The 26,041-nt window shown below is 41.5% G+C and carries 25 protein-coding genes and 1 pseudogene; 22 read left to right on the top strand and 4 right to left on the bottom strand.

Annotated features, from left to right (window positions below):
• Positions 1-2: 2 nt before the first annotated feature.
• From D1367_RS20035 to D1367_RS20000, 7 genes are all read left to right on the top strand, one after another.
• Positions 3-500, top strand: coding sequence for a hypothetical protein (locus D1367_RS20035; protein ID WP_118167932.1), 498 nt, complete (start codon positions 3-5; stop codon positions 498-500).
• Complete coding sequence (locus D1367_RS20030) at positions 497-721, top strand: hypothetical protein (RefSeq protein ID WP_118167931.1); 225 nt, start codon at positions 497-499, stop codon at positions 719-721. The genes D1367_RS20035 and D1367_RS20030 overlap by 4 nt, the downstream gene beginning before the upstream one ends.
• Positions 722-764: 43 nt before the next feature.
• On the top strand, positions 765-1,178 hold the full coding sequence (locus D1367_RS20025; RefSeq protein WP_118167930.1) for a secondary thiamine-phosphate synthase enzyme YjbQ: 414 nt from the start codon (positions 765-767) through the stop codon (positions 1,176-1,178).
• 267 nt (positions 1,179-1,445) lie between these two features.
• A complete protein-coding gene (locus D1367_RS20020; RefSeq protein ID WP_118171593.1) occupies positions 1,446-2,195 on the top strand; it encodes a hypothetical protein in 750 nt (249 codons plus the stop codon).
• Positions 2,196-2,235: 40 nt separating this feature from the next.
• On the top strand, positions 2,236-3,024 hold the full coding sequence (locus D1367_RS20015; protein ID WP_118167929.1) for a Nif3-like dinuclear metal center hexameric protein: 789 nt from the start codon (positions 2,236-2,238) through the stop codon (positions 3,022-3,024).
• Between the two features lie 634 nt (positions 3,025-3,658).
• Positions 3,659-3,877 carry a hypothetical protein gene (locus tag D1367_RS20010; RefSeq protein WP_118167928.1) on the top strand — a complete coding sequence of 73 codons (219 nt, stop codon included), beginning with the start codon at positions 3,659-3,661 and terminating at the stop codon, positions 3,875-3,877.
• A 615-nt stretch (positions 3,878-4,492) separates the two neighbouring features.
• A complete protein-coding gene (locus D1367_RS20000; RefSeq protein ID WP_012408115.1) occupies positions 4,493-4,804 on the top strand; it encodes a DUF6679 family protein in 312 nt (103 codons plus the stop codon).
• Positions 4,805-4,888: 84 nt separating this feature from the next.
• Here D1367_RS20000 and D1367_RS19995 read toward each other — a convergent pair whose 3' ends face one another.
• Complete coding sequence (locus tag D1367_RS19995; RefSeq protein ID WP_118167926.1) at positions 4,889-6,556, bottom strand: MBL fold metallo-hydrolase; 1,668 nt, start codon at positions 6,554-6,556, stop codon at positions 4,889-4,891.
• 1,294 nt (positions 6,557-7,850) lie between these two features.
• Here D1367_RS19995 and D1367_RS19990 point away from each other — a divergent pair.
• The 13 genes and pseudogenes from D1367_RS19990 to bchB all read left to right on the top strand — a co-directional run bounded on the left by D1367_RS19990 (position 7,851) and on the right by bchB (position 17,696).
• Entirely contained in the window at positions 7,851-8,408 is a 558-nt protein-coding gene (locus D1367_RS19990) for an RDD family protein (protein WP_118167925.1), read from the top strand.
• A gap of 43 nt (positions 8,409-8,451) precedes the next feature.
• Complete coding sequence (rpmG, locus tag D1367_RS19985; protein ID WP_012411241.1) at positions 8,452-8,646, top strand: 50S ribosomal protein L33; 195 nt, start codon at positions 8,452-8,454, stop codon at positions 8,644-8,646.
• Positions 8,647-8,648: 2 nt separating this feature from the next.
• Entirely contained in the window at positions 8,649-8,864 is a 216-nt protein-coding gene (gene rpsR, locus D1367_RS19980) for a 30S ribosomal protein S18 (protein WP_012411240.1), read from the top strand.
• Positions 8,865-9,046: 182 nt separating this feature from the next.
• The gene (locus tag D1367_RS19975; RefSeq protein ID WP_118167924.1) at positions 9,047-11,107 is read left to right on the top strand and encodes a ribonuclease catalytic domain-containing protein; all 2,061 of its coding nucleotides are present in this window, start codon (positions 9,047-9,049) and stop codon (positions 11,105-11,107) included.
• Positions 11,108-11,237: 130 nt separating this feature from the next.
• Positions 11,238-11,522: a type II toxin-antitoxin system ParD family antitoxin gene (locus tag D1367_RS19970; RefSeq protein ID WP_118167923.1), complete on the top strand. Its 285-nt coding sequence runs from the start codon at positions 11,238-11,240 to the stop codon at positions 11,520-11,522.
• Positions 11,522-11,827, top strand: coding sequence for a type II toxin-antitoxin system RelE/ParE family toxin (locus D1367_RS19965; RefSeq protein ID WP_118167922.1), 306 nt, complete (start codon positions 11,522-11,524; stop codon positions 11,825-11,827). Before D1367_RS19970 ends, D1367_RS19965 begins: the two co-directional genes overlap by 1 nt.
• An 83-nt stretch (positions 11,828-11,910) precedes the next feature.
• Positions 11,911-12,108: a 50S ribosomal protein L35 gene (gene rpmI / locus D1367_RS19960; RefSeq protein WP_118167921.1), complete on the top strand. Its 198-nt coding sequence runs from the start codon at positions 11,911-11,913 to the stop codon at positions 12,106-12,108.
• Between the two features lie 19 nt (positions 12,109-12,127).
• Positions 12,128-12,484: a 50S ribosomal protein L20 gene (rplT, locus tag D1367_RS19955; RefSeq protein ID WP_069069781.1), complete on the top strand. Its 357-nt coding sequence runs from the start codon at positions 12,128-12,130 to the stop codon at positions 12,482-12,484.
• Between the two features lie 12 nt (positions 12,485-12,496).
• Positions 12,497-13,309, top strand: a complete 813-nt coding sequence (locus D1367_RS19950; protein WP_181984895.1) for a transporter substrate-binding domain-containing protein — start codon at positions 12,497-12,499, stop codon at positions 13,307-13,309.
• Positions 13,310-13,413: 104 nt separating this feature from the next.
• Positions 13,414-13,938 (top strand): tetratricopeptide repeat protein, encoded by a 525-nt coding sequence (locus tag D1367_RS19945; RefSeq protein WP_118167920.1) that lies wholly within the window; start codon positions 13,414-13,416, stop codon positions 13,936-13,938.
• A 306-nt stretch (positions 13,939-14,244) separates the two neighbouring features.
• Positions 14,245-14,612 (top strand): annotated as a pseudogene (locus D1367_RS19940) (copper amine oxidase); the annotation flags it as partial.
• Positions 14,613-14,874: 262 nt separating this feature from the next.
• Entirely contained in the window at positions 14,875-15,444 is a 570-nt protein-coding gene (locus D1367_RS19935) for a peptidylprolyl isomerase (protein ID WP_118167919.1), read from the top strand.
• A 725-nt stretch (positions 15,445-16,169) separates the two neighbouring features.
• Complete coding sequence (gene bchB, locus D1367_RS19930) at positions 16,170-17,696, top strand: ferredoxin:protochlorophyllide reductase (ATP-dependent) subunit B (protein WP_118167918.1); 1,527 nt, start codon at positions 16,170-16,172, stop codon at positions 17,694-17,696.
• Between the two features lie 64 nt (positions 17,697-17,760).
• Here the strand turns inward: bchB and D1367_RS19925 are convergent, their stop codons facing one another.
• The 3 genes from D1367_RS19925 to D1367_RS19910 all read right to left on the bottom strand — a co-directional run bounded on the left by D1367_RS19925 (position 17,761) and on the right by D1367_RS19910 (position 21,700).
• Complete coding sequence (locus tag D1367_RS19925; RefSeq protein WP_118167917.1) at positions 17,761-18,186, bottom strand: type II toxin-antitoxin system VapC family toxin; 426 nt, start codon at positions 18,184-18,186, stop codon at positions 17,761-17,763.
• Entirely contained in the window at positions 18,176-18,433 is a 258-nt protein-coding gene (locus tag D1367_RS19920) for a hypothetical protein (protein ID WP_118167916.1), read from the bottom strand. The genes D1367_RS19925 and D1367_RS19920 overlap by 11 nt, the downstream gene beginning before the upstream one ends.
• Before the next feature lie 774 nt (positions 18,434-19,207).
• Positions 19,208-21,700 carry a tetratricopeptide repeat protein gene (locus D1367_RS19910; protein WP_338042130.1) on the bottom strand — a complete coding sequence of 831 codons (2,493 nt, stop codon included), beginning with the start codon at positions 21,698-21,700 and terminating at the stop codon, positions 19,208-19,210.
• A gap of 353 nt (positions 21,701-22,053) precedes the next feature.
• On the opposite strand from D1367_RS19910, the gene D1367_RS31835 reads away from it, so the two are divergent.
• Positions 22,054-22,236, top strand: coding sequence for a hypothetical protein (locus tag D1367_RS31835; RefSeq protein ID WP_220450964.1), 183 nt, complete (start codon positions 22,054-22,056; stop codon positions 22,234-22,236).
• A 491-nt stretch (positions 22,237-22,727) separates the two neighbouring features.
• Entirely contained in the window at positions 22,728-25,874 is a 3,147-nt protein-coding gene (locus D1367_RS19905; protein WP_118167915.1) for a plasmid replication protein, CyRepA1 family, read from the top strand.
• Positions 25,875-26,041: the final 167 nt, after the last annotated feature.

Genomic DNA, 26,041 nt, shown 5'->3' with positions numbered 1-26,041 from the left:
TAATGGAAGATCCGACAATAGACGAAGAAACCTTAGAATTAGCCGCTCAAGATGTGCGTCGAGTGATTGAAAGACAAAAAGAAGAACGGCAAATTTTAATCACTCAGATGAACATCCTATTTGTCACAAACACCGCATTATTAAGTTTTCTAACAATATCTAGACTAATTGCAATATTTAGCCTTTTCAGTGTACTAGAAATATTGTTACTGTTTTTTAACTTTATGCTACTAATACGATCTTTATTGCCACGCAAATTTTTTGTCAGCCCCAACCTAGAAACTGACGATTTTCAGAATAAATATTTGAAGTTTTCACCTCAAGAATACCAGTCACAGATGTTAGTTAACTTGAGAGAGACTTATAATCAAAATCAGAAGCAAGTAGAGAATATTTCTCAATCATTGACCTATGCTACTTTTGTAACTGCCGGAATCGCATTTGTTGCCTTGTTACATCAAGTAACAGTTTATTTCATTCCTGAACTACAAAAACTATGAATACCAACCAAGACGATATAACATCCTCTAAAAAGAGTTTACAACTGCCAGAGCCAGATCGGGCTAACATTACAGCTTTATCTCACAATCTGCCTAACACACCTATTATCCCCGATCTCCTCAAAGAGTTTGTAAATGCGGTGTTAAGTCTCTTTAGCAGAAGACATACTCAGTCTAACGATCAACCAACCGCAGAACAACAACCAAATCAAGCAGACTGAACGGCTAATTAGCTTTTACTGTCATCAATAATTACTGTTTTAAATGACTCACTACCAAAAGCTACTAAAAATTTCCACCACTGGTAAATCTTTTTACAATATCACTGCAAAAATTGCAGCCGCAGTTGCAGAATCGGGAGTTGAAACTGGTCTTTGTACTCTATTTTTACGCCACACTTCAGCCAGTCTAGTCATCCAAGAAAATGCCGATCCCGATGTCCTTGTGGATTTAGCTAACTTTATGGCAAAACTCGTGCCAGAATCGGGAAAATACATTCACGATGCAGAAGGCCCCGATGATATGCCGGCACACATTCGTACCGCACTCACCCAAACTTCTGAACATATCCCCATTAATCGTGGTCATTTAGTACTGGGAACTTGGCAAGGAATTTATATTTGGGAACACCGCCAGCGCAGTCATTTAAGAGAATTGGTTGTCCATATTTCTGGATAGGCGATTCTCAAGTTTTATTTAAGGTAGAGTTTAAATACTCTAGTTATCCAGCTTACCTTTTGGCTATAATCTCACAAACTCGCGGTGATATGCATTTAACAAATTTCGCTGCGTTCGCTTTGTCATGAAAATTAATCAGATACATGCTAAATAATTTGTGTCAATTTGTAAATTAAAAAGTAAAGTTTATTTGTGACTATTTAAAAACCTACTTATTTCGATATAAGCTAATATTTAGTGTCAGATGTATGGGCTATTTCAATTACTATGAAGCAAGAACTGAAACCAACTCATACTTTCCAATTAATTGATGAAATACTTGCCCAACAGTCTATTAATCTCTTATCACTTAATCCCAAAAAAACATTAATTACCAGTTTCGCAGAATTGGGAAATTTAATTGCTGAAGAAAAGACCGAAATTGAACTCCTCATAACCCTTCAGCAAACTCTTGAATCCATAGTCCGTACTCAGTTACAGAATTTTCCAGAAAACATATTCTGGGATTTTGATTTTATGGTAAGTAGTATGCTAAGACAGGCTCTTATAGCAGATGAGGGTGCTGTTCCTTTTTTAAACCTTTTTGATGAAAAGATGGTTTTACTGACGGAGATGTTCGGAAGTAAAACAGAAATCCGCTTTCGTTATGTTCACGATTTTATGTATGGGTTTGAGTGGGCAAGGTGGGTACAAAAAGAACCACAAAAACGCGCACATATAGAGCCTTTTAGTCCAGTTTTTTTGGATTATTTGCTCGTCAAAGGTAAAGAACTTTTACAACGAATTAATCACGGTCAGGTTACATCTTATAAACTATGTGACACAGGCTACCGTAATCCCTTCACTTTTTCTCGTGAACCAGAAGATGAATATCGTCTATTAACTTGTCTTGCCCAAGAAGAACTTATCCCAGTAGCAATGTGGAATTGGAATGCTAGCCCTGTCTGGAACAAACCTTTCCAAGAAATGCGCCAGCAATTAGCATTAAAATTAAATATTCAACCACAGAGACGCTGATTAGCAATTAAAAATTAAAAATTGCTGAAATAAAAGAATTATGAAAATTGCTGACTTAATTACTTGGTTTGAAGCATGGGCAAATCCCGCTTGGTGTGAAAGTTGGGATAATTGCGGCTGGCAGATTGAACCAGGAGTGTTGCAGGAAAAAGCACGGGTTTTAGTATGCTTGACACCGACTTTAGCAGTAATGCAGGAAGCGATCGCTCTTCATGCTAACCTGATATTCGCCCATCATCCCTTGATTTTTAATCCTCTCAAATCTTTACGCACTGGGGAAGCGATCGCAGAAATGCTACGGTTATCCTTTAGCCACAATATTGGCATTTACACTGCTCACACCAATTTCGACCAAGTGCAGGATGGTACTGCTGACGTTTTAGCTCAAATTTTAGAACTCAAAGAAGTTACTCCCATAGTACCAACACAAGGAGGATTAGGATATGGTCGTGTTGGTTTGCTAGAGCCATTTCTAACATTACAGGAATTACTCGCAGCCATTCAAACCCGACTTGCTCCCCCTAATTTGATTTTTTCCCCAAGTGCTGATTTACAGCAAACAATTTCACGAGTTGCTGTTTTAGGTGGTTCGGGGGCTAGTTACATTTCATCTGTCGCTAAAACTGGTGCCCAAGCTTATCTGACTTCTGACTGTAAATTCCATCAGTTTCAAGAAAGCCGCGATTGCAATCTCATTTTAATCGATGCCGGACATTACGCTACCGAACGTCCGGCTTGCGATCGCTTGGCGCAAAAATTCCACTCCTTAAACCTAGACTGGGTGCAATTAAGTCAAAAGGATGAAGATTTCCGCCAGTTTTTTGCTTGATTGCTTATATTTCACTATATTTTTAAGATACTAGGACTTACGCACTGTACAAATGCATCATGATGTGAATTAACGAAAATGTGTTCTTTCAGGCTTTTCCTAATTATCCTGCAATCGTAAATAGACCATACTGTAGGGGCACAGCAATGCTGTGCCCTTACGAAAGATGTGGTTTTTAAACTTGATCTATATTCTATATTTGGTATTTCTTGTCAATGCGTAAGTAAGTCGGTGAGAATAAATCAAACTAGATTAAGTAATGTAAAAAATATTGAGATTATTTCGTAGTGGGGACTTTAGTCCTCAAATGATGGCTGGAGCCGCTCACTACAAACCTTGAATTATTCACACCGCTCTACTTAAGTCCTAGATACAAGATTAAAAGTTTCTCTATCTTTTAATCTTGTCGAATTATACGTCATCTCAGTACTGACGCTAAAGTTTTGCGTAACTATCATCTGCGTACAAAAATAGATAGATGCACCCAAATGTCATATTGTAACCCATTGATGTGATCTAAATCACTAAATAGGTGTAATTATAATCACATAATATTCATGTTCCATATCAATTAGTAACAGAGAAAAATGTTCCACACTTGACGTAACAATTTGTCTACTCTGTCCTAACCAAGATGATTCCCACACTCGTTGAATCTGCTTTCCAAACTGGATATCTTAGTGTTGAATCTGAGGGATTACTCCATCAAGTGCTTGTCACTAAATGCTGGAAGGAAGAGGATTTGTCAGCCCTCGCAACCCTATACGATGCAGTTCGGGCAGGTAAAATTAAACGAGAAGCCTCCTCATCTAACGTGCTTATGGAATTTCCGCTACCATATAAATCTTGCTGATACTCCAAAATAAGCAAAGGGTAATTTTCTCATGTTTCCCCTTATCCCCTCATTTCTTTTGCCCCTGAAGCTTCTCCTCCCTACTCCCTTGCCTTTTAATTAGCTATCATCAGGCAAAAAGCTGTAAAAATCAAAACTATTTAGGTGTTGTTGTTGAAAAGCATCAAGGTCAGCAAGAGAATGAGTTAAGATCATATACACATGGGTAAAAGTAAAGCCAAGTCCCCAGACTTCCCAGCAATGCCAATGATTAAAAGTAGGCAAGTTAAACAACCGCAATCAACGATTGGTTTGGAGTATTCTTTATTACATAATAGTAACAAGGATTCACCAGCAAATATGAGCCTGTTTAGGACAGGTTCCGTATTGTTTGACTTCCATGAAGCAGACATTCCGTAAAATTGAGCCGGAGAGAGATTAAGTTCATTGCTGCAAGCATTGATTTCTGACCCAAAATTTCCCAATAATTGACAACTACATGCAAGTCTTGGGATTGGGTGATGAAGCGTACTTGTTCTGAACAGTGAAATTAACCTCTTAAAGGTGTAATGTAATTGGGTAGAACCCAGATTTTGACAGGTTTAACTACGTTGTTTAAAAAGGCAGAAACAGTACATGCTACACCGCAAGATTTATCAACTCTGTTGCGATGGGCGCGAGGTATGTGTTTTCTTGCGGGACCAGCAACGCTGGATTGAACGCGCCCGCATCATCGACATAGAGGGAGATTTAGTAACCCTACGCTATGAAACAGAAGAAGAGGACGAAGTTTGTTCTTGGGAAGAAATGGTTCGCCTCGAGAGCATTGGTGCTGTAACGCAAAAACTCGCTTCAGTACCACGCGGTAATGTGGAGCCTTTGATGACTGAAGACTGTCCCGAAGCCGAACGCATCCACAACCGTTACACTGACTCTAATCCAGAATAATCAGTCAGTAATTATTAGTCATTAGTCATTAGTCATTCGTCATTCGTCATTAATTAAAAATGACAAAAGACACCGGATTAATGACTATTGGCTATCATTCAAACCTTCAAAAGCAGGGCAGTAACCTTCTAGAGTTACCTTAAAGTTATACAACGGGGAAGCTGGATTCCAACATCGCTGCCCCCTTTGGTGTCGGCAAGTACCGCAACAGTCTACATCTGTCCATGTATAGCGATCGCTATTTTGGTTGAGCAATTCTCGTTGAGACAATCCCCTCAATACTAGTTCTTCGCCTTGCCAACGAGCCTCGATTAAACCAGTATCGGCAAATTGCCGCCAACGCGGATCGGTGGTAATCACATCGGCTAGGGTAATTGTGATTACTGTTCCTAACTCTGTCAGTTCACCTTCGTAATTAGTTTCTGGTGCTGCGGGTTGTAAAAATGTATCGCCGATAGGCAATTCTACTAAAATGTCAGCCGCCGGCGAATGGATATGGTAGCGGTTTTGCAACTCCTCTAAGCTAGTCAAGTCAGCCAAATAGGCAGGAGAACCGTGAACAAAAATGACGTGCTGGGGTCGCAAATTATGAATTAGCTGCGTAGTACCAGGGCCATCACTATGTTGAGCCAAGAGATAGCTTTCAACAGTGGTGGGTGCTAAATATTCTTTATTAACTTTTATATCAATTTTTTCTGGTAGGAGAATTAGCCAAGGGCCAGTGTCTAGTTGGCAGTGCTTACCCAAATCATCTGTAGAATCGGTGAGGACAATACAAGGTGACTTCCCCACAGTGGGACGATGTTCTGCTTGTAAACGACGCACGCGGGGACGCACCCGTTCATCCCAAAATAAGGGTTGATGGCGGGCGAAATTCTGTACAGATGGGGGAAGGTGGGGTAGCAGTTCTAGGTAGGCATCACACCCAGTAGCGACAGCACCATCTACCCAGATATCTATATCTCGTCCAGTGAAGTGGTGATGAGAGCGTAAGAGCATTAATAATTCTTGACCCAATCCTAAAGCCGGAGTGGGAAGGATCACAGAACAATGGTCAGCGATCGCCCGATTAATTCGTTCTGCTAGTTGATTTTCTTGGTTGCGACGGTGAGGATGACGGGATGTGCCATAACTGCCTTCAATAATTAGCACATCCAAGTCTAATCCTCGCAGTTCCTCTAAACGCAAACCTTCTACCAACCGAGAGTTTGACAGGAAAAAATCTCCTGTGTACAGTAGCTTATAAGTACGCTGCTTAGTGGTGTAGGTAAGGAGAATTGCCACTGCCCCCGGTAAATGCCCGGAGGGAAATAATTCTGCCACCAAACCATCTTGGAATTCCACAGGCGATCGCAACGGCAAGGCATGACAAAATTCGGAAATTTTCTCAGCATCTTGGTCTAGCCAATTCAACGGCAGTAACTTGCTGGTTACTTCGCTACCATAAATAGGTAATTTTGGAAAAGCTTTATGAAGTGCCAGTAAGCCTCTGGCGTGATCCGGGTGGGCGTGACTAATCAAAACGAAATCTGCTGGTGGGGGCGAACCAGTTCCACGTACCGACTTAGTAAGCCCCTTCGCCAGCGATGAAATATCTTCCAAACCACAATCCAATAGAATGCGGTGTGGCCCCATCTTCACCAATAAACACACACCCTCATCGTAATGCTGGACACTATAGGGGAAACATTCTAATTCAGTACTCCCTTCCGCAGCATCTACGCGAGAGGATGCCGACAGATTATCCTTCATGCTCTCCTCCCCACAAATCTCATCATCATGGACATATCCCAAAAGCCAAAAATTACACAAATTTTGGTTTTGTGACTTAGGGGTAAGTTTTATCGTGCGCCCCTACACCCTGAGAATAAGATTTTTGATTGGGGAGGACGCCTCTACCGAACCCGCACTGGTTCAGAAAGGTGGACTAACCAGAAGCCATCAAACTACTAGCTCAAGGATGCCTCTTGTTTATTTTCCCTTTGCAAGTTCTGAGCTATCTTAACCAACTCACCCTATGGGAAGTCGCCTAAGCGTTTACAGATTTATCTCAATGTGCAGAGCCATTGCCGTGATAGTTATCTGAATCATAGAATCCATTTTTCGTGCCAAAGAATAAGCACGAAAGCGTAAAGATAACTGTCAATCCAGCTAGAATCAGCTTTACATCCATTTTTTTGCTGTCCCTTACTTAAAGACTTTCCTATATTAATTTAGTGCTTCCGCAATCAAACGTAATCACTAGAAAATCTTTACTATGCTTATGTGGATTGGGCAATAGGTAAATTTACCGCAATCAGTCAGATTGTAGAACCTTTCGGTTCACCTGTCCATTGATCTAGATGTAAAGCAATATGACACCAGGAACAATCCTCTACAACCTCTAAAAATCCTCAGTAGTTACGATTGACCCACCGTTCAAATAAGCTTTTGAGGCTCTTTAAGTAGAGCGGCGTGAATAATTCAAGGTTTGTAGTGAACGCGAGTGCGTCTCGTAGAGAGGACTTTAGTCCTCAAATGATGGCTGGAGCCGCTCACTACGAACTAATTTCAATATTTTTTACATTACTTAATCGAATGGCACTAAGAGTAAGTCCAAAGTCTTGTGTTGCCTCGTTCCCAGGCTCCAGTCTGGGAACGAATTCTGGGAGGCTCCGCCTCTCGTCAACAAAGAGGAGGCAGCAGCCCCTTGAATACATTCCCAGTCTGAAGACTGGGAACGAGGTTAAACAAGCCTTTCGCCTTTTCTTAGTGCCATTCATTACTTAATCTAGTTTGATTTATTCTCACCCACGTACTTAGATACAAACCTTTAATAATTTACGAAACTTTACCAAAAAGGCTCTCATCATTCAAAACTAGGCTAAACGCCAAACCCAAGCCATCACCTTTAGGACTTACGCAAAATATCTCTCAAACTCTGATTTCTCTGTGCCCTCTGTGCCTCTGCGGTTAGTTATTCCGTAACTCATGCGTAAGTCCTAACCTTAATATAAAAAACAGGAGCAATTATTTCCCAACCCCTCAATAAAAATACCTGTGTTGTATGACTATCGAACGACTTCCCCAAAAACACTATCCCAAGGCTGAAATTGGGCGACGAGGTATGGCATTGGGGCTTGATTTCCTTGGTGTCTGGTTAGTCAGTTCCCTACTGGGAGGCGGCGATATCGGGATAAAATTTGTGCAAATCCTAGTTTTTGTGATATTTTGGCTGATTTTGCGGGTGCTGGTGGCATACAACAATCAAGGTCAAAGTTTAGGGCGTTGGGCGTTCGATTTAAAGGTGTTAGAAGTTGAAGATGGGGAAGTAGTGGGCAGAATTCCAGATTTGCTCTCACTAGTGAAGCGAGAGGCGATCGTTGGCTTGGGTGCCCTCTTAGTGTCAATTGCCCTGAGCAATATTAGAGCCAATCCCACTGCTATACTGCTAGTACTTCCCCTAGCAATTGATTGTGGGACTGCCTTCTCTGATACCCAGATGCGGCAGGCTTTACACGATCGCTATTGTGGAACTTTTATCGTTTCGTCGCGTCGTGGCTACTCGCTCGACATAAAAATTAAAAGATTAGTTGATAATATGCGGCGGAATGTGAGAAGATAGTCATTTGTGTTAATTCTCTTCAGGCTTCACTGTTTGTAAGATTATGGCTAAGAGTAAAGGTGCCCGCATTATTATCACACTAGAGTGTACTGAGTGCCGGACAAATTCAGACAAGCGTTCTGCTGGTGTTTCTCGTTATACCAGCACCAAGAATCGCCGCAACACCACTAACCGGCTAGAACTGAAAAAGTTCTGCACCCACTGCAACAAACATACCGTTCACAAGGAAATTAAGTAGAGATGAGTTATTTCCGTCGTCGCCTTTCTCCGATCAAGCCAGGAGAACCAATCGATTATAAAGATGTTGATTTACTGCGTAAGTTTGTCACCGAGCGGGGTAAGATATTGCCACGTCGGATTACTGGGCTGACATCTCAGCAACAGCGAGAGTTGACATTAGCAATTAAGCGATCGCGGATTGTGGCTTTGTTGCCATTTATCAATGCGGAAGGCTAAAAAGAGTGATGAGTTATGAGTTATGAGTTATGAGTTATCAATTAACTCCTCACTCCTAACTAATTTAAAGTGATGAGTTAGAAGTTATGAGTTATGAGTTATGAGTTATCAATTAACTCCTCACTCCTCACTCCTCACTCCTAACTAATTTAAACTGTTCACCAAATTAAAGTGCGAGAGTTGTGGAGAAGGGGACGCTAGTTGAATTTAGGGTTCAAGGCGATCGCCGTCTGGGCATCGTAGAACGTCCAGACGGTAAAACCCGCTGGTTTGTGGTAGACGAACGTGGTCAATCCCACAGCCTCGCGCCTAGACAAATAACTTATACAGTTACCGGACAGACGTACAAGCCCTCAGAGATTGCCAGCTTTTTGGAGCAGGTCAAGCCTTATTTAGATCCATCTAGCTTAGAGGTGGCTTGGGAATTACTGGTTGAGGATGGGGAAACAGTCACCCCCGACCAAATGGCAAATTTGCTATTTTCAGAATCAACTGCCCCTCCTTGTTACGCCGCCCATTGCTTGTTATCAGACGACAAACTTTATTTCAAGCAAAAAGGAGACGCTTACGAGCCGCGAACTGCTGCTCAGGTGGCAGAACGCCAGCATCAGGTGGAAGTAGAGGCACTAAAAGCTAAGGGACAGCAGGAATTTTTAACTCGTGTAGAGCAGGCGCTTAAAGGTGAAGCAGTAGAATGGGGGCGTCACGATCGCCAGCGCTTAGAAGGACTCGAAAAATACGCAGCACTGCTTGCTGACACCGTGCGGACAGGAGTTAATTATGACTCTTTAGCTCGCGCTTATCCGCCAAGCGCTCCAGTATTAGAAACTATGACCATGCTGGGACGGCCCACAACACCGCAAGGAGCCTTTCAGCTATTGGTGGATTTGGGTTGCTGGAGTCCTTATGAAAACTTGTTCCTGCGTCGTTCTTCAATTCCGATCCAATTTCCTAATAAGGTATTAGAAGTGGCGCAACAGCGTTTGGATTTCCCGCCGATTGACTCAGATACAAACCGCCTTGATCTGACTCACCTGAAGGTCTACACCATTGATGATGAAACTACCACAGAGATCGACGATGGTCTGAGTTGGGAAGTACTACCCGATGGCCGGGAACGCCTATGGGTGCATATCGCCGATCCTACTAGATGGTTAGTACCTGACGATGAATTAGATTTGGAAGCGAGAAAGCGGGGTAGCACAGTCTATTTACCTACGGGGATGATTCCCATGTTCCCAGAGGTATTGGCGACTGGGCCAATGAGTCTGATCCAGGGACGGGTTTGTTGCGCCCTCAGTTTCGGGATTATTTTAGATACAACTGGGGGAGTAGAAGATTACAGCATTCATACCAGTTCGATTAAGCCGACTTATCGCCTCACCTACGAAGATGTAGATGAAATGCTGCAATTACGGGTACAGGCAGAACCAGAAATTGCTGCGATCGCAACCTGGGCGCAGAAGCGCAAAGCTTGGCGTTACGCTCAAGGGGCAATTAGCATCACCATGCCGGAAGCGATGATCAAAGTCAAAGATGATGAGATCAATATTGATATTTTGGACGATTCCCCGTCACGGCAAGTAGTGGCAGAAATGATGATTGTTGCCGGTGAAGTTGCGGCTCGTTATGGTAAAACTCATAACATACCTTTGCCCTTTCGCGGTCAGCCGCAACCGGAATTACCCCCAGAAGAAGAATTGCTGCTACTTCCCGCTGGATTCGTTCGCGCTTGCGCTATGCGTCGTTGTATGCCCAAGAGCGAAATGAGCATTACGCCTCTGCGCCATGCTGGTTTGGGTTTGGATACCTACACTCAAGCAACCTCTCCCATCCGTCGTTACAGTGACTTGCTTACCCACTTCCAACTTAAAGCCCATTTGCGGGGTGAAGTTTTACCATTTTCCGCAGATCAACTTAAAGAAGTGATGATGACTGTCACCAGCATCACTCAAGAAGTGACGATGGTGGAACGGCAAACTAATAGATATTATGCTCTAGAGTATTTACGCCGTCATCCAGAGGAAACTTGGGATGTGACAGTGTTGATGTGGCTGCGCGAAGACAGCAACTTGGCTCTAATTTTGATAGAAGATTTGGGCTTGCAGTTACCAATGGTTTTCAAGCGTTCTGTGAACTTGGGCGAACAGATATTGGTGAAAGTCAGCCACGCCGATCCGCAAAAAGATATGATTCAGTTTCAAGAAATAGTTTATCAAGAAGCCCAAACAGCAGCGAATTAACTAATTTGTCATTTGTCATTTGTCATTTGTAATACTTGCTAGAGGGTAGTATTATCAATTACGAATTATTTTAATTTTGCTCTAACCTCTCTCGGTTAGGATATAGAGTAAATGGAATGAGGTAATAGTTGTGAATATATCTTTGACCCCAGAACTGGAGCAGTTGGTTAAGGATAAAGTTAGTAGCGGGAAATATCACTCAGTTAGTGAGGTGATGGGTGAAGCATTGAGGTTGCTAGAAGAACGCGATCGCCTTCGAGATCAGCGTCTAGCAGAATTGAAAGCTAAAATCCAAGTTGGTATTGAAGAACTCGAACGTGGTGAAGGAATTGATGGTGAAGAGGTATTTGCAGAAATAGAAGAAGACATTCGACGTGCTGAAGCCCAAATGCAACAAGCTGAGGCTGCTAAATAATGAGTAGGTGTATTTTAGCGCCTTCAGCTAGATTAGATTTGAAAGAAATTAGCCGCTATATTACCCGCTTTAATCCTGGTGCGGCTCGAAAACTCAACAAAAAAATTATACAGCAGTGTAAGCTGTTGGCTAATTTTCCTAATATGGGGCAAAGTTGCGATAATTTTGCTAGCGGTTTACAGAGTTTCCCCGTAGAAGATTATTTGATATTTTATCGTCCCATTGATGGCGGTGTAGAAGTTGCACGTATTGTCAATGGTTATCGGGATTTAGAGACAGTTTTCTTAAGTGAGGATATTCTTTAGTAGTTGGTTAAATCCTTTATTTAATTTCCATTCCAGCAATTTTATTAGTATAATAATGGATCGTGTCGAATCAAAACTAGACCATGCCTAAACTAAAGACTCGTAAAGCTGCGGCAAAGCGATTCCGTGCCACCGGCACCGGCAAAATCGTCCGTCGTAAAGCGTTCAAAAGCCACCTTTTAGAGCACAAATCTTCCAACAAAAAGCGTAGCCTGCGTCAGAGTGCGCTTGTACATGAACGCGATGAACTGAACGTGCGCTTAATGCTCCCATATTTGTAAGTATTTTAGGAAATAAGTTATGACTCGGGTAAAACGCGGTAATGTAGCTCGGAAGCGCCGCAATAAAATTCTCAAACTAGCTAAAGGTTTTCGCGGTTCTCACTCAACTCTGTTTAGAACTGCCAACCAACAAGTGATGAAGGCGCTACGGAGTGCCTACCGCGATCGCAAAAAGAAAAAGCGCGATTTTCGTCGCCTCTGGATCACCCGCATCAATGCTGCTTCAAGACAACACGGCTTGAGTTACAGCCAGTTGATCGGTAACTTGAAAAAAGCTGATATCCAACTAAATCGCAAGATGTTGGCACAATTAGCAGTCCTCGATCCAGCTAGCTTCGGCAAAGTTGCTGAACTCGCAAATCAAGCTAAAGGATAAAGGTGGCAAGGGATGCATAACAGATGTAACAGATGGAAAATAATTACTCGGTTACATCTGGTATTATCCGCCACTATTTTTTGGATATCTTGCTTTTCCGTAGTGGGGACAGGATTAATTGCGTCTGCTGCCGAAATGCCAGAAATTCAGCAGCGAGGCTATCTAACTGTTGCCGTTAAAGATAACTTGCGTCCGTTGGGATTTAGAGATGCTAACGGTAATTTACAAGGTTTAGAAATTGACTTAGCACAGCGATTAGCACTTGACTTGGTTGGTACTGAGGCTGTGAAATTGAAACCCGTAGCGAATCGCGATCGCTTGGCTGTAGTCTTAGACAAAAAAGTTGATTTTGCGATCGCTAGGGTGACAGCAACTGAATCTCGCAGCCGCATAGTTAGTTTCAGTGTTCCCTACTATTTGGATAGCACTGTATTAGTTACAAAAGATGCCTCTGTACAGAAATTGAGTGATTTTGCAAAACAAAAAATTGCTGTACTCAATAACTCCAGCACCATTGCCCAAGTGCGGTACTATGTGCCAAACGCCGAGTTGGTAGGAGTGAATTCTTATAACGAAGCGCGAGATAAAATAGAAACTAATGCAGCCTTTGCCTTTGCCGCAGATGCTAGCGTACTGAGCGGTTGGGTGCAACAATATCCCCAATATCGGCTACTACCAATTAAGCTATCAACTGAACCCTTGTCTGTAGTCATGCCCAAGGGATTGCAGTACGATGATTTAAGACGGAATGTGAATCAAGCGATCGCTCGTTACTTAGCAGAAGGTTGGCTCCAGCGACGTGTTCAATATTGGGGTTTACCGTAAGTTGGTCATTAGTCATTGGTCATTGGTCATTAGTCATTAGTGAATAACAAATGACAAAGGACAAATGACAAATAACAAACTTTATAATATTTGTATTTGCAGCAATGGATAACAGTCTAGCCGTTGTTTATCTCTCAGTTTTGGTGGTTATACTCACAATTGCAGCCGTGAGTGTTTTTCGCCAGATTTTCAAAACTCGCAAGATTGAAGGCTCCTTTGCAAGATTGCGGAAGAAGTTAGAAAAAGAAAAGGGTACGACTCAAGAATATTACGAGTTAGGCAGTATTTATTCAGACAAAAAAATGTATTCCCAAGCGATACTGCTGTTTCAAAAAGCTATCAAAGCGGCTCAAGAAGAGGGAGAAGAAAATATTGCCCCTATTTACAACGGGCTGGGTTATATTTATTTTATTCAAGAGCAATATGACCTAGCAATTCGTCAGTATAAAGAAGCCCTAAAAGCTAAACCAGACTACGTAACAGGGTTGAATAATCTCGGTCATGCTTATGAAAAGAAAAAGTTAACTACTCAGGCGTTACAAAGTTACGAAGAAGCACTAAAATTGGCTCCAAATAACCCTATTGCTAAACGCCGTGCTGAATCTTTACGTCGTTTAGTTTCTGCGTAAATTGGGCATTGGGCATTGTTTATTTCTCCCTACTCCCTACTGGCTAACTATTAACAAATTAATTTGGCTTTAGCCTCTTAATTTATCGGTTTTCATGCTTAAGCTTGGAAATAGATAACTATAACTCTTTTGTAAAAATGTAAAAGATGATTAAAACAATTCGCAATTCGCAATTCGCAATGACGCTCCTACGTCGCTAACGCTGCGCTAACGCAATTACGTTTTGTGACGGGGATTTAGACCCCGACACTTTCACGCGCTGCTTGATAGAAGCTCTTGACTTAAACCCCTACCACTTGTTAAGCGCTAGGGGCTGCACCTAGATATATGCTAATGCCTGGTGGAAATTCCATATTTTTCCCTGTGGAAGGCTCAAACATCCGTCAAAAGGCAGAATTTGCGACTCACCACGTCTGGTAACAAAATATAAAGCTGCTGAACTCTATGCTGGCGGCGATTATCTCACCCAGACTCAACCAGAACAGGGTTTGCCAAAATATATTGCAGACGATGAATCATTGATGGGTGAAGATATCGTGCTGTGGTACACAATGGGTATAACTCATGTTCTGCGATCGCAAGATTGGCCTGTGATACCTATTCACCGAGTTGGCTTTAAGCTAATCCCTAGAGGATTCTTTAGCCGTAATCTAGCGATTAATTTACCAGAGTAAAATATTCGTTTTTTAAAGTTTCCTTAGTTTAGTTTTTTCGTAATCTGTAAACCTGTAACTTGAATGCTGATAAGCTTATCGTAGGTCAAATAAGTAAGACGGCGGAAATAATTTGCATGTTTGTAGTAAGGACTTCAGTCCTAAAAGAAGGACTGAAGTCCTTACTACGAAATGGATTACAATAATTTTACATTAAAAAACACATAGTTTGAATTATTCACACCGACTTACTTACTGACAGTTTTCATTCATAGGATAGCTCATGAATTTTCCAGAAATTAATATTCCCGGTGATGGGACACTGCACGCTCGTTTAATTACTTCCTTGGGTCAAATTATAGTTCGTTTGGAGGAAGACAAAACCCCCAACACCGTCAAAAATTTTGTAGGTTTAGCAACCGGGACAATCGACTGGAAAGACCCTAAGACAGGTCAATCTCAGAAAGGGACTCCTGCCTACGATGGAGTTCGCTTTCACCGAGTCATCCCTGATTTTATGATTCAGTGTGGCGATCCCCTGGCTCGTTATCCAGATATGGCCAACCGTTGGGGTACTGGTGGCCCGGGATATCAATTTGAAGATGAATTTCATCCTGAATTGAAACACTCTAGTGCGGGTATCCTCTCAATGGCAAATGCAGGACGCGGTACTAATGGTTCGCAATGGTTCATTACAGAAGGGCCAACGCCTCATCTTGACCGCAAACACAGTGTTTTTGGTAAAGTTGTCGAAGGTATGGATATAGTCAACCGCATCGCCAATGTTCCTACAACTAGAGATCGTCCTAATCAAGACATAGTGTTAGAAAAAGTAGAAATTTTTCGGCAGTAATTAATACCTGTCTAGGTTAATTTCTACGCCCTCGAATGAACAAACTGCATTAGTGTTATTCTCCCTTTTTTGCTTGTTTAAAGAGGGTTAGGGGGATATTGATACTACAACCTAATTATTTACAAACATCCTCTGAGAGGATGTTTGTGCTTTTTGGGAAGTTGTACATAAATTTTATAAATTTCTTGGTGATAGTTAATAAACTGTTCCACAAATAAACTTGCATATACTGGGCGGGCAGGATGCCCACCCCACAAGAGTTATATTTAACTCGATTATCCAAGTTAGATGTTTTTTAGCTTACTATTTCTTTATCAGGCTGCGCCAAACCCTTTTAACTTCTTTGTTAATGTTCTTTGCGTCCTTTGCGTCCTTTGCGGTTCGTTTTTGTTTCTTCTTTCTTGTACTTAAATCTGATTTAGCGCATCTTCATACAAAATTGGTATAATACACCGCCCCACCTTGAAAACAAATTTGCCGAAAAATTAAGATTTATTTTAAAAAAGCAACAGTAATATTATTAAATTCAGAAGCTAGATTCCAATCAGGAAGAAGGTTTGAGCCATGCCTACGCCTACACACCGCAGCTAAAACCCTTACAAGTCTTCACTTCATCAGGGATACAACTTTTGAGACAATCAGAAACGATTTAATAATAATCAAGCACTTATAGTCCACTTTTATCGGACTCCGTGTTATTTCTGTTGAAAAGGGAGAACACAAACATGAAATTGGCTTACTGGATGTATGCAGGCCCAGCCCACATCGGCACTCTGCGAATCGCTAGCTCTTTTAAAAATGTCCATGCGATCATGCACGCCCCCATTGGCGATGACTACTTTAACGTCATGCGCTCCATGCTATCGCGGGAGAGGGATTTTACTCCGGTGACAACCAGTGTCGTCGATCGCAACGTTTTGGCGCGTGGTTCTCAAGAGAAGGTGGTAGATAACATCACCCGCAAGGATGCCGAGGAACACCCAGATTTGATTGTGTTAACTCCCACTTGCACCTCCAGCATTTTGCAAGAAGACTTGCACAACTTTGTCGAACGGGCGCAGTTGGAAGCAAAAGGAGACGTAATGCTGGCGGATGTGAACCACTACCGCTACAACGAACTGCAAGCCGCCGATCGCACTTTGGATCAAATTGTCCAATACTACATTGAAAAAGCCCGGAAGCGGGGCGAATTACCAGAGGGTAAAACTGCGAAACCCTCGGTGAACATCATCGGTACTACTACCCTTGGTTTCCACAACAATCACGACTGCACCGAACTGAAACGGCTGATGGCTGACTTAGGAATTGAGGTAAATACCTTAATTCCCGAAGGTGCTTCGGTGAATGACTTGAAAAAGATGTCCCAAGCCTGGTTTAACCTAGTGCCTTACCGTGAACTCGGTTTGACCACAGCTCGTTACCTGGAAGAACAATTTGGCACACCTTATATAGACATTACTCCAATGGGGGTCGTGGAAACTGCCCGTTGTATTCGCAAGATTCAGCAGGTTATTAACGCTCAAGGTGCAGAAGTTGATTACGAAGATTTCATCAATGAGCAAACCCTGCATGTCTCTCAGGCTGCTTGGTTCTCCCGTTCAATTGACTGTCAAAACTTGACTGGCAAAAAAGCTGTGGTTTTTGGTGACAACACCCACGCCGCCGCCATTACCAAGATTCTGGCGCGAGAAATGGGGATTCATGTTGTTTGGGCTGGAACCTACTGCAAATATGATGCAGACTGGTTCCGCGAACAGGTGAGCGAGTATTGCGATGAAGTGCTAATTTCCGAAGATCATGGTGAAATTGGGGATGCGATCGCTCGTGTCGAACCCTCTGCCATTTTCGGCACCCAAATGGAACGCCACGTTGGTAAGCGCTTAGATATTCCCTGCGGTGTAATTGCAGCACCAATCCACGTCCAAAACTTCCCCATTGGTTACAAACCATTTATGGGTTACGAAGGCACGAATCAGATTACAGATTTGATCTACAATTCCTTCACTTTGGGAATGGAAGATCACCTATTAGAAATCTTCGGCGGTCACGATACCAAAGAAGTTATTACTAGAGGAATTTCTGCTGATTCTGATTTGAATTGGACAAAAGATGGTCAAGCAGAATTGAATAAGATTCCGGGATTTGTTCGCGGTAAAGTGAAGCGAAATACTGAAAAATTTGCCCGCGATCGCGGTTTCAAAGAAATCAACGCTGAGGTATTGTACGCCGCGAAAGAAGCTGTCGGGGCGTAGGTTAAAAAGTTAGCGAATTTTTAATAATAAAGGGCATATCTTAATGAATGCCTTTTATTATTACTTATTCTGACTTCAGCAGACGAATAAAGCCAGCTTGTTCAAAGTGGTGATCTGTGGTTAATGCCTCTTTAATGCCAAGCTGTTGCATCACTATAAAAGAAGTGCTATCCACCAAAGACCAAGCTTTATCTTCTCTAGTTTTAAGTAACTCCCAAGCTGCTGAATCTATTGTTGGTTCAATATAAATCAAGTTGATATAAGGAGCAGTTCTAACAGCTTCTACGTATTGAAATAACTGCGGACGAGGTACGCGTAAAGGGCTATTCAGCAAAGCCACCAGTTCAATAACAACATAATTAGTTGTTACCATTGCTTGATTTTGCTGACGTTTATGTTGAAAGCACTGCTTTGCTTGTTCATGGTAGGAATCAGTTGCAATAAATAAATTAGCCCACCCGGATGTATCTATAAAGACTTTATTCGTCAATTTTTAACTCCTGCTGCAAAGTTTGCTGGAGATATTGATCGTGGTTTTCTCCTACATCAGAATTCTCAAATTTCAATGTACCTATTAAAGGTAAAATTGGATCGAATTCGGAGATATTTTCCTGTTTAGCTGATTCAGACAATGATTGCAGAATTAAATCTTCTAAAGATAGATTTAGTTTTTCTGCCTGGGCAGTTAATTTACTTTCTAGTTCATCTGACAACTGTATTGTTAAGGTTTTAGCCATTTTATTCAGCAGTTACGGATGTTTATAATCCTATTATATGCCCGCATAGCAAGTAGAGGAGAGTACTTCTTTAGCGTGGAAACAATCGCAACTATTTGTAAAATGTAAATTATAAATTTTACATGCTATTCATTAATAATTTAATTTAACACAATATAAATCTATTGCAGCACCAATAAATTTGTCTGTGATCGCGGTTTCAAAGAAATCAACGCTGAGGTCTTGTACGCCACGAAGGAAGCTGTTGGGGCGTAGATTCACAATTATCATATCACTAACAAGAAAGGACACTCATTATGAGTGTCCTTTCTTGTTAGTAAGAACTCAGGACTTACGCAAAAATTGCCAAAAAGCTTAATTTATCGAACCGCCAAGACGCCAAGAACGCCAAGAATTCGTAGAGCGTGCGTAAGTCCTAGAACTTTCAAAAAATTAATATTATAACTAAATACGTATATTCTCGGTTACGTATTAGTTTTTATTTATCTGATTACAATTGGACGAAGAAGTATAAAGTAAGAGATTACAAAACTTTATTTTTCAAATGTAATTCTTTTATCTTTACTTTTTTTGAATAAAGTATAAAGAAGTAATTGCGTTGTTGTAAGATCAGGGACTAATCATACGCTGAAGTCCAATCGAAATAGGCTCATACTCGTCAGGTGTCAAACTGCCCCGATAATCAACAATACGGTTAACATCTAAAACCCTAACCTGATCTAATAAAGCAATAGATGCGGACTGTGCCTACGCACCTCTATCTATTGCAAAAACTTAGTGCGATCGCTTGTATTTTTCTAGCAATTGCGGCAAGTAATCATAACCGTCCACGCCAATAAATTTAATGATGTTAGTTCGGTACTTTACTATTAATTGCTGTACGGTTTCATCTCCTAATTTACTCTGTAAAATTGTTAATAACCCAGCCGCTTGCCGCCATTCCACCGCAGTAATTTGCTCTAATAAATACATTCCCAGACAGCTATTATATACAGCTTTTTCGGAATTATTCAGGTTGTAGTAACTTTCTGCCAGATACAAAAAGTTTAGCCCTTGCAGATATTTATCACTAGAAAACTGCACCGCCTCAGTACCTTTTTCTAGGTATTCTACAGCAGCTTGGGGTTTTTCTAAGGCGACGTGAGCAATACCAAGACTGATGTAACAAAGAGCTTGAGTTTGGTGAGCCGCCAAGCTAATACCAAATCGTGAATCACTCAATTTTTCTGACAATTCCAAACCTCGGTGCAAGTATTCTATTGCTTGTTCATAGACATCTGGTTCTATGCGTTCCATCTGCTGTGCCGCAAACACTTCGCTATAGCCTAAAGTTGCCAAGGCGTGAGCTTCTCCTAAGCGATCGCCTGCTTGACGAGCCAAAATTAACGCCCTCTGGCTGTAGTTAATCGCCTGAGAATAATCTTTTTGAGCAACGCAAACACGGCTATTGTGGTTGAGATTGGCAATTTCACAGGGTTGATCCCCGGCTTGGCGGGCAATTTCTAAGGCTTCCTGGTGAAATGAGTTAGCCTCTGGATATTTACCTAAAATAAACTGGGAATAGCCCAACAGCGTTAGTATCCGCGCTTTTTCTTGAGTACCTTCCACTTCTTTTAGTGGTGTATCCAAATAAGCGATCGCATCTCGCAACAAATCCCTACCGAAAAAGGCAAAGACTCCGCCGTAAAGGGGAAAGTATTCGCGATGGGCAAAAGTTCTGAGGATTTGTAAGACAATCTGAAAACAGGCTTTCGCTAATTCTTCGCCTTTGCTGCGATCGATACTGGTAGCGATACGGAAACCATTAGATAACTCGCACCAAACTGCAGCGAAACTGAGAAAAATGGCAATGGACGCAGATGTACCCCATTTGGAATCATAGGGTTGTCTTTCAAACCAAGTCACCAAACCTTGCTGCATTCTTTGCAGAATTACTGTCAACTCCACCCAGTCTTTCATATCTATATAAGACTGGCGGACAACTATCTCCGTTGTAGATTCGCCATCAGCCAATGCACAAAATAACAGTTTTGGCAAGGGACTGCTGACTTTTAGCGCCCATGAAGCCCAAGGGTCTTGCTTTGCTCTGGACTCTTTCAATTCTAATGGAGTTGCTGCTGGCTCGTAAATCCAACTGACAAGAGAACCTTCTAATTGCTGATAGGATTCTACGCCGTTAGCAATGCCGATCGCTAGTTGTTGTATTTCTTGTTTTAGGTGGAGATCCTCGTGAGAAGACACCGCTTCCTTTAACTCTTGCGCCAGTTGTTGTAATTGATTTTGGCTGAAAACTTGGTTTTGGTTGGGGTCAATAATTTGTAACAAGACTGAAAAGTGAGAAGCTTCTGAGGCTGTGAGAATTTGTTGCACAGCTGCGGTGACTGCGGCTTGATTTCGCTTTTGTTTTTGGATTCGTTCCCATTCCCCTTGAATACTTTGTAATGCTTTGAGGGTACGATTTAAACGAGCTTTCTTTAACTCAGGAGTCTCTTTTTGGAACAAACTCCCAGAATTTATCACCTGATCTAGTTCAGATTGGGTGGAATGTGAGCGATCGCTCAAACAGCGTTCAAAGATTTCACCATTACCACTGCTTACATTTTCTACTAATTGGCGATATATAAACTCTTTGGAACTGATTTTACCTTTGAGGGCGGTAGTAATAATTTCCTCGATTAACTTTTGATAGCAGTCAGATAAGGAATTAGATGCTGCGGCTGGCGTAGGTTCTGCTGCTAGATTATTTGTTTCAGAAGTAGAGGAATCGGATATTTCTTCTTTAGTTGGCGTTACTAAAGTTTCCTCAGAAGTAGAGGAATCGGATATTTCTTCTTTAGTTGGTGTTGCTAAAGTTTCCTCAGAAGTAGAGGAATCGGATATTTCTTCTTTAGTTGGTGTTGCTAAAGTTTTCCGAGAATTTATAGGTGAAGCATTTGCTTTAGAATTAGATAAGTAATAATCTGCTAAAGAGCCGCAGAGAAACTCTTCACGAAAGCTGTCTATTTTGGCAACTGACTGGATTTTGCGGTAACGACGTTTTTGATACCATAAACCAGAAATGAGTAAGCTTGCGATGACTCCTATGCCAACTCCTGCCATAGCAACCTTGGCATCTTCTAAAGCTTGATTTTGTTGCCCAGATTCGACAGTCGGATTGGAAGATGCACTTTGAGCTATAGCATAGTCACTCGCTGAACTTAGCTGAACGCTAGTGGCGATCGCCGCAAACGACAGTATAAATCTAAATATTAACTTTGATTTCCACATAATCTGATAGTTTAAAAATATGTTATCAATTTTTGGGTTGCTTCTGGTTTAAGGTAGATATCAGACAAAGCAGAGTTTTTCGAGACTAACCGCCTCCCTAAGGAGTGGAGAGTCAAAAATCAAACTGGCTAGATCCCTTTTTTACCAAGGAAGTTACTTTTATATAGAAAATAAACTTTGTCAACAGTAGTTTCCAGAAGATGTTCTTATTTCTTAACATTATTTGTGCATTTAGGAATCTTGACAAAGCCAGATGTTAATAGCGGTTTTCAAAATATTTGTATCAGGTATTTCGTAAAATGGTTATAACTTATAGCGATCGCATAATCAAACAGCATTGAGATCGATAGCCAATGGCCGCAGAAGTTGGCATAGATCCCATTAGTGCGTCACCGATAGCATTAGCGAGTCATCTCACTCGGGGAGATGCTTTAGCGCAACGAGCGTCACAGCCCGTCGTAGACATCACCTCTTGGGTTTGGAACGTAGAGCCATTAACAATTCACGCATTCACGCATTCACGCATTCAAAATTGAAGAGAGTTTCAGATGGGGATTTAAACCCCAACTGAAACTGCGCTACGTGTAATGGTTGGGGTCTTAAACCCTTTAATTTCTGATAAAATGTAAACTTTAAGATACTTGCACCGAGTTTCTAGTATAGTGTGGCGGAAGTTCCCTACCTTAAGGGCTTAAGCTCCTTGCTGGTTTGAGGTAGTAGCTGGATTTATGCCAAGGTGTACGAAGATACTACCCTATAGCGATCGCTGCTGCAACCCCTCAAGCGATCGCATTCCTTAACAAAAAAATTTACTGATAAATAAAAATTAAAAGCGAACAAATATCACAATACAAAATTATTACTTCGGGGATCTAATAGGCAGAATAACTTACCAAACCCTTAACCGATGTGTCTCTTGTAACGAAGTAAAAAAATAATCATAAAAGCCTCGCAATCTCTCTTAGAGCAAAAAAGCAGATGCATGTTAATGTTTTAATCTCATTGTCTTCCCTTCGAGCGGTTCCCTATGCATCTGCACTATTTACACCCCCAAAACCTTGAAGAATTAGTCAATAATAGTGGTATAGACTTACACCTAGTGCAACTCAATTTTAGGTCACTCCAAGGCGTAACAGCTTATGAGTACCTATTGATTTCTGAGCTACTCCCTCGCACCAATACCGGAATGGTGAAAAGTAGTTGGTTGCAGCGTTATGCTCATATCACTGAGGGTGGTTGGTGGTGTTCCGGGCTAGACCCTTTGAATAATTGGCAAATGATGGAATGGGGATGCTTTAAGCCAAACCAACCCCGACAGAATCACAATGGTAAGTCCATCAAATACGAGCATCCCCCCAGCACACCAACGCGGGTGTTTTGTTTGCGGGTAACGCTGCAAGTGTGGCAACAAGTCGCTGCACGTTACAATCTGGTCATGCCTGACAATATCACCATTACTGCTGATGGTGAAGCTGAAGGCTTTTGGCAATGGGTGATGCAACATAACATTCCCCTGATTCTCTGCGAGGGTGTTAAGAAAGCAGCCACACTTTTGACGCAAGGATATGCAGCTATTGCCATTCCCGGAATTACCAGTGGTTATCGGGTTGTTAAAGATGAATTTGGTAAAGTTACCCGTCGTCAGCTAATTCCTGATTTAGCAGCATTTGCAATTACAAAACGTAGTTTTTATATTTGCTTTGATTTTGAAACTCAACCTAAAACAATTGCTGCTGTAAATAATGCGATTTCTCAACTTGGTTGTTTATTCCAGCAAAAAAATTGCACTGTTAAAGTCATCGAACTTCCAGGAATAGAAAAAGGAGTTGATGAGTTTATCGTTGCGAAAGGTGCAAGTAGTTTTGATAAAGTTTATCGTCAAAGTGTTGATTTAGAAATTTATCTTGCTCAAACCAAACCCCACACTGAGTTAAGCATTCCTGCGGCTCTCACCTTGAATCGCCCTTATATAGGTGAAATACCTTTCCCAACTTCTGGATTAATCGGAGTCAAATCAGCAAAAGGAACAGGTAAAACTACAGCCCTACAATCCGTTGTTCAGCAAGCAAAAGTTAGAAATCAACCTGTTTTGTTAATTACTCACAGAATCCTACTAGGAAGATTTTTGTGTGAAAAAATTGGTATTCAATGGGGAACACATAAAGAAAATGCGGAGAAAAGGATTGATAAAACACTTACCCCCGCTCCTCCCATTCTCCGCTCATTCTCACCTCAGCAATCTCTTGGATTGTGCGTTGATTCTATTTGGAAACTTAACCCGGAAAATTGGCGGGGAGCAATAGTAATTCTAGATGAAGTAGAGCAGTCTTTGTGGCATCTATTAAACAGTAATACTTGTAAACATAAGCGTGTAAAGATATTAAAATTATTCCAGCAACTAATTTCCACAGTTTTAACAACTGGAGGGTTAGTAATTGCCCAAGATGCCGATTTATCAGATGTTTCACTTGAATATTTACAGGGATTATCAGGAATTAAATTAACACCTTGGGTAGTTCTTAACCAGTGGAAACCTCAGCATGGTTGGGACGTAACTTTTTATGATTCGCCAAACCCAACACCACTAATTCACCAACTGGAATTGGATTTACTTGCTGGACGTAAATGTTATGTTACTACCGATAGTCGCGCTGGGCGTTACAGTTGTGAAACAATTGAACGTTATCTCAAAGAACGCTTACAAAAATTACGAAGGCAATTTCCCAAAACTTTGGTAGTTAGTAGCCACACGACAAACACACCTGGACACGAAGCGGTTGATTTTATCGCAGCTATCAATCAAAAAATCTCTGAATATGACGGCGTTTTTGTTACCCCTAGCCTTGGTACAGGAATTAGTATTGATGTCCAACATTTCGACCGAGTTTATGGCATTTTTCAAGGGGTAATTCCTGACTCGGAAGCAAGACAAGCATTAGCAAGAGTGCGCGATGATGTGCCGCGTGTTGTCTGGTGTGCTAAACGAGGTATTGGCTTAATTGGTAGTGGTAGTACAAATTATCGCTTGCTATCTGATTGGTATCAAGAAAATCAAAAAGAAAACTTAGCTTTGCTTAGTCCACTGCATAAAATAGATGTGGATTTACCTTTAGTTCATGACCCGATTCATTTGCGAACTTGGGCCAAGTTATCTGCACGAGTAAATGCTTCTATTCGCCTCTACCGTCAATCGATGCAAGATGGTTTGATTGCTGATGGGCATCAAATTCAGATGCGGAGTAATGCTGTTCACAATAATATTATTCGAGATTTACGCCTTGCATTTTTGGCAACTGATGCTGATGATTTAGCTACCCGCAGAAGATTAATTTTAGAAATTGTCAAAGTTCAAAAAGATTGGGCGCAAAGCCGTCAAAAAGCTAAAGATATTAAACGCAAAATTAAAGATATTAAGCAGCAAAATCAACTATCGGTAGCAACTGCTGTAGCTAATGCTAAAAATATCGATTATTTAGAATATGAGCAGCTATTAGTGAAGCATTCCCTGACTGATGGAGAACGTAACCAAATCAATAAATATGTTCTTAGGCAAAGGTATGGTGTAGAAGTTACTCCTTGGCTGAAATTACAGGATGATCAAGGATATTATCGTCAACTGTTAATTCATTATTATCTAACTCACGAAAGCGAGTATTTTCACGTCAGAGATCAGCAAGAATGGCATCAGCAATTGTCTTGGGGTGAAGGGAAAGTTTTTCTGCCAGATTTAAAAACTTACACGCTCCAAGTTGAGGCAATGAGAGCTTTAGGAATGCTTCAGTTTCTCGAAGCAGAAAGAGAATTTACTGAGAGTCATCCAGATTTGATGTTGCTGAAAAATATTGTTTTTCAGCATAGTAAACATATTAAAAGAGCGCTTGGTATTAACTTAGTCGGGGAGAAAGAGCAGGTTTCAGCGATAAAAATACTCAGCCGACTGCTAAATTTGTTGGGCTTGAAACTAAAGCGGGTGAATGAGGTTTATCAAATCGATCTAGAAACGCTTTCTGATGGCAGAGAGAGAATATTTACAGTTTGGCATCAACGGGATGAGTTGATGTTGGCTCATGTTAAGAGTGTTGGCTATGAGTTGCCTGATTATTCTTCAGACTGGAAGCTTGAAATTATCCAACCCAAGGCTTATGCCGCAGTAGCCAATATCTTGGATAACTAAGATAAGAGAACTCCAAGAAATAAATTATCCATAGGACTTACGCACACTCTACGAATTCTTCTCTACGAGACGCTGCGCGTTGGCGAAGCCTCTCGTTAGAGAAGGCGTTCTTCTCTAACGAGACGCTGCGCGATGGCGTCAACTCTTGGAGACGCGAAGCGCGATAG

The organism is Nostoc sphaeroides (genome assembly GCF_003443655.1).
Lineage (GTDB): Bacteria > Cyanobacteriota > Cyanobacteriia > Cyanobacteriales > Nostocaceae > Nostoc > Nostoc sphaeroides.
This window is presented reverse-complemented; position numbering and strand designations above follow the sequence as displayed.

Bases quoted from the DNA above. Each gene is read 5' to 3' on its own strand.
- rplT (WP_069069781.1), top strand. From the start codon at position 12,128: ATGACTCGGGTAAAACGCGGTAATGTAGCTCGGAAGCGCCGCAATAAA.
- D1367_RS19945 (WP_118167920.1), top strand. From the start codon at position 13,414: ATGGATAACAGTCTAGCCGTTGTTTATCTCTCAGTTTTGGTGGTTATA.
- D1367_RS20035 (WP_118167932.1), top strand. From the start codon at position 3: ATGGAAGATCCGACAATAGACGAAGAAACCTTAGAATTAGCCGCTCAA.
- rpmI (WP_118167921.1), top strand. From the start codon at position 11,911: ATGCCTAAACTAAAGACTCGTAAAGCTGCGGCAAAGCGATTCCGTGCC.
- rpsR (WP_012411240.1), top strand. From the start codon at position 8,649: ATGAGTTATTTCCGTCGTCGCCTTTCTCCGATCAAGCCAGGAGAACCA.
- D1367_RS20000 (WP_012408115.1), top strand. From the start codon at position 4,493: ATGCTACACCGCAAGATTTATCAACTCTGTTGCGATGGGCGCGAGGTA.
- D1367_RS31835 (WP_220450964.1), top strand. From the start codon at position 22,054: ATGGCCGCAGAAGTTGGCATAGATCCCATTAGTGCGTCACCGATAGCA.
- D1367_RS20030 (WP_118167931.1), top strand. From the start codon at position 497: ATGAATACCAACCAAGACGATATAACATCCTCTAAAAAGAGTTTACAA.
- rpmG (WP_012411241.1), top strand. From the start codon at position 8,452: ATGGCTAAGAGTAAAGGTGCCCGCATTATTATCACACTAGAGTGTACT.
- D1367_RS19965 (WP_118167922.1), top strand. From the start codon at position 11,522: ATGAGTAGGTGTATTTTAGCGCCTTCAGCTAGATTAGATTTGAAAGAA.
- D1367_RS20020 (WP_118171593.1), top strand. From the start codon at position 1,446: ATGAAGCAAGAACTGAAACCAACTCATACTTTCCAATTAATTGATGAA.
- D1367_RS19920 (WP_118167916.1), bottom strand. From the start codon at position 18,433: ATGGCTAAAACCTTAACAATACAGTTGTCAGATGAACTAGAAAGTAAA.
- D1367_RS19905 (WP_118167915.1), top strand. From the start codon at position 22,728: ATGCATCTGCACTATTTACACCCCCAAAACCTTGAAGAATTAGTCAAT.
- D1367_RS19950 (WP_181984895.1), top strand. From the start codon at position 12,497: ATGCATAACAGATGTAACAGATGGAAAATAATTACTCGGTTACATCTG.
- D1367_RS20010 (WP_118167928.1), top strand. From the start codon at position 3,659: ATGATTCCCACACTCGTTGAATCTGCTTTCCAAACTGGATATCTTAGT.
- D1367_RS19995 (WP_118167926.1), bottom strand. From the start codon at position 6,556: ATGAAGGATAATCTGTCGGCATCCTCTCGCGTAGATGCTGCGGAAGGG.
- bchB (WP_118167918.1), top strand. From the start codon at position 16,170: ATGAAATTGGCTTACTGGATGTATGCAGGCCCAGCCCACATCGGCACT.
- D1367_RS19910 (WP_338042130.1), bottom strand. From the start codon at position 21,700: ATGTGGAAATCAAAGTTAATATTTAGATTTATACTGTCGTTTGCGGCG.
- D1367_RS19935 (WP_118167919.1), top strand. From the start codon at position 14,875: ATGAATTTTCCAGAAATTAATATTCCCGGTGATGGGACACTGCACGCT.
- D1367_RS20025 (WP_118167930.1), top strand. From the start codon at position 765: ATGACTCACTACCAAAAGCTACTAAAAATTTCCACCACTGGTAAATCT.
- D1367_RS19990 (WP_118167925.1), top strand. From the start codon at position 7,851: ATGACTATCGAACGACTTCCCCAAAAACACTATCCCAAGGCTGAAATT.
- D1367_RS20015 (WP_118167929.1), top strand. From the start codon at position 2,236: ATGAAAATTGCTGACTTAATTACTTGGTTTGAAGCATGGGCAAATCCC.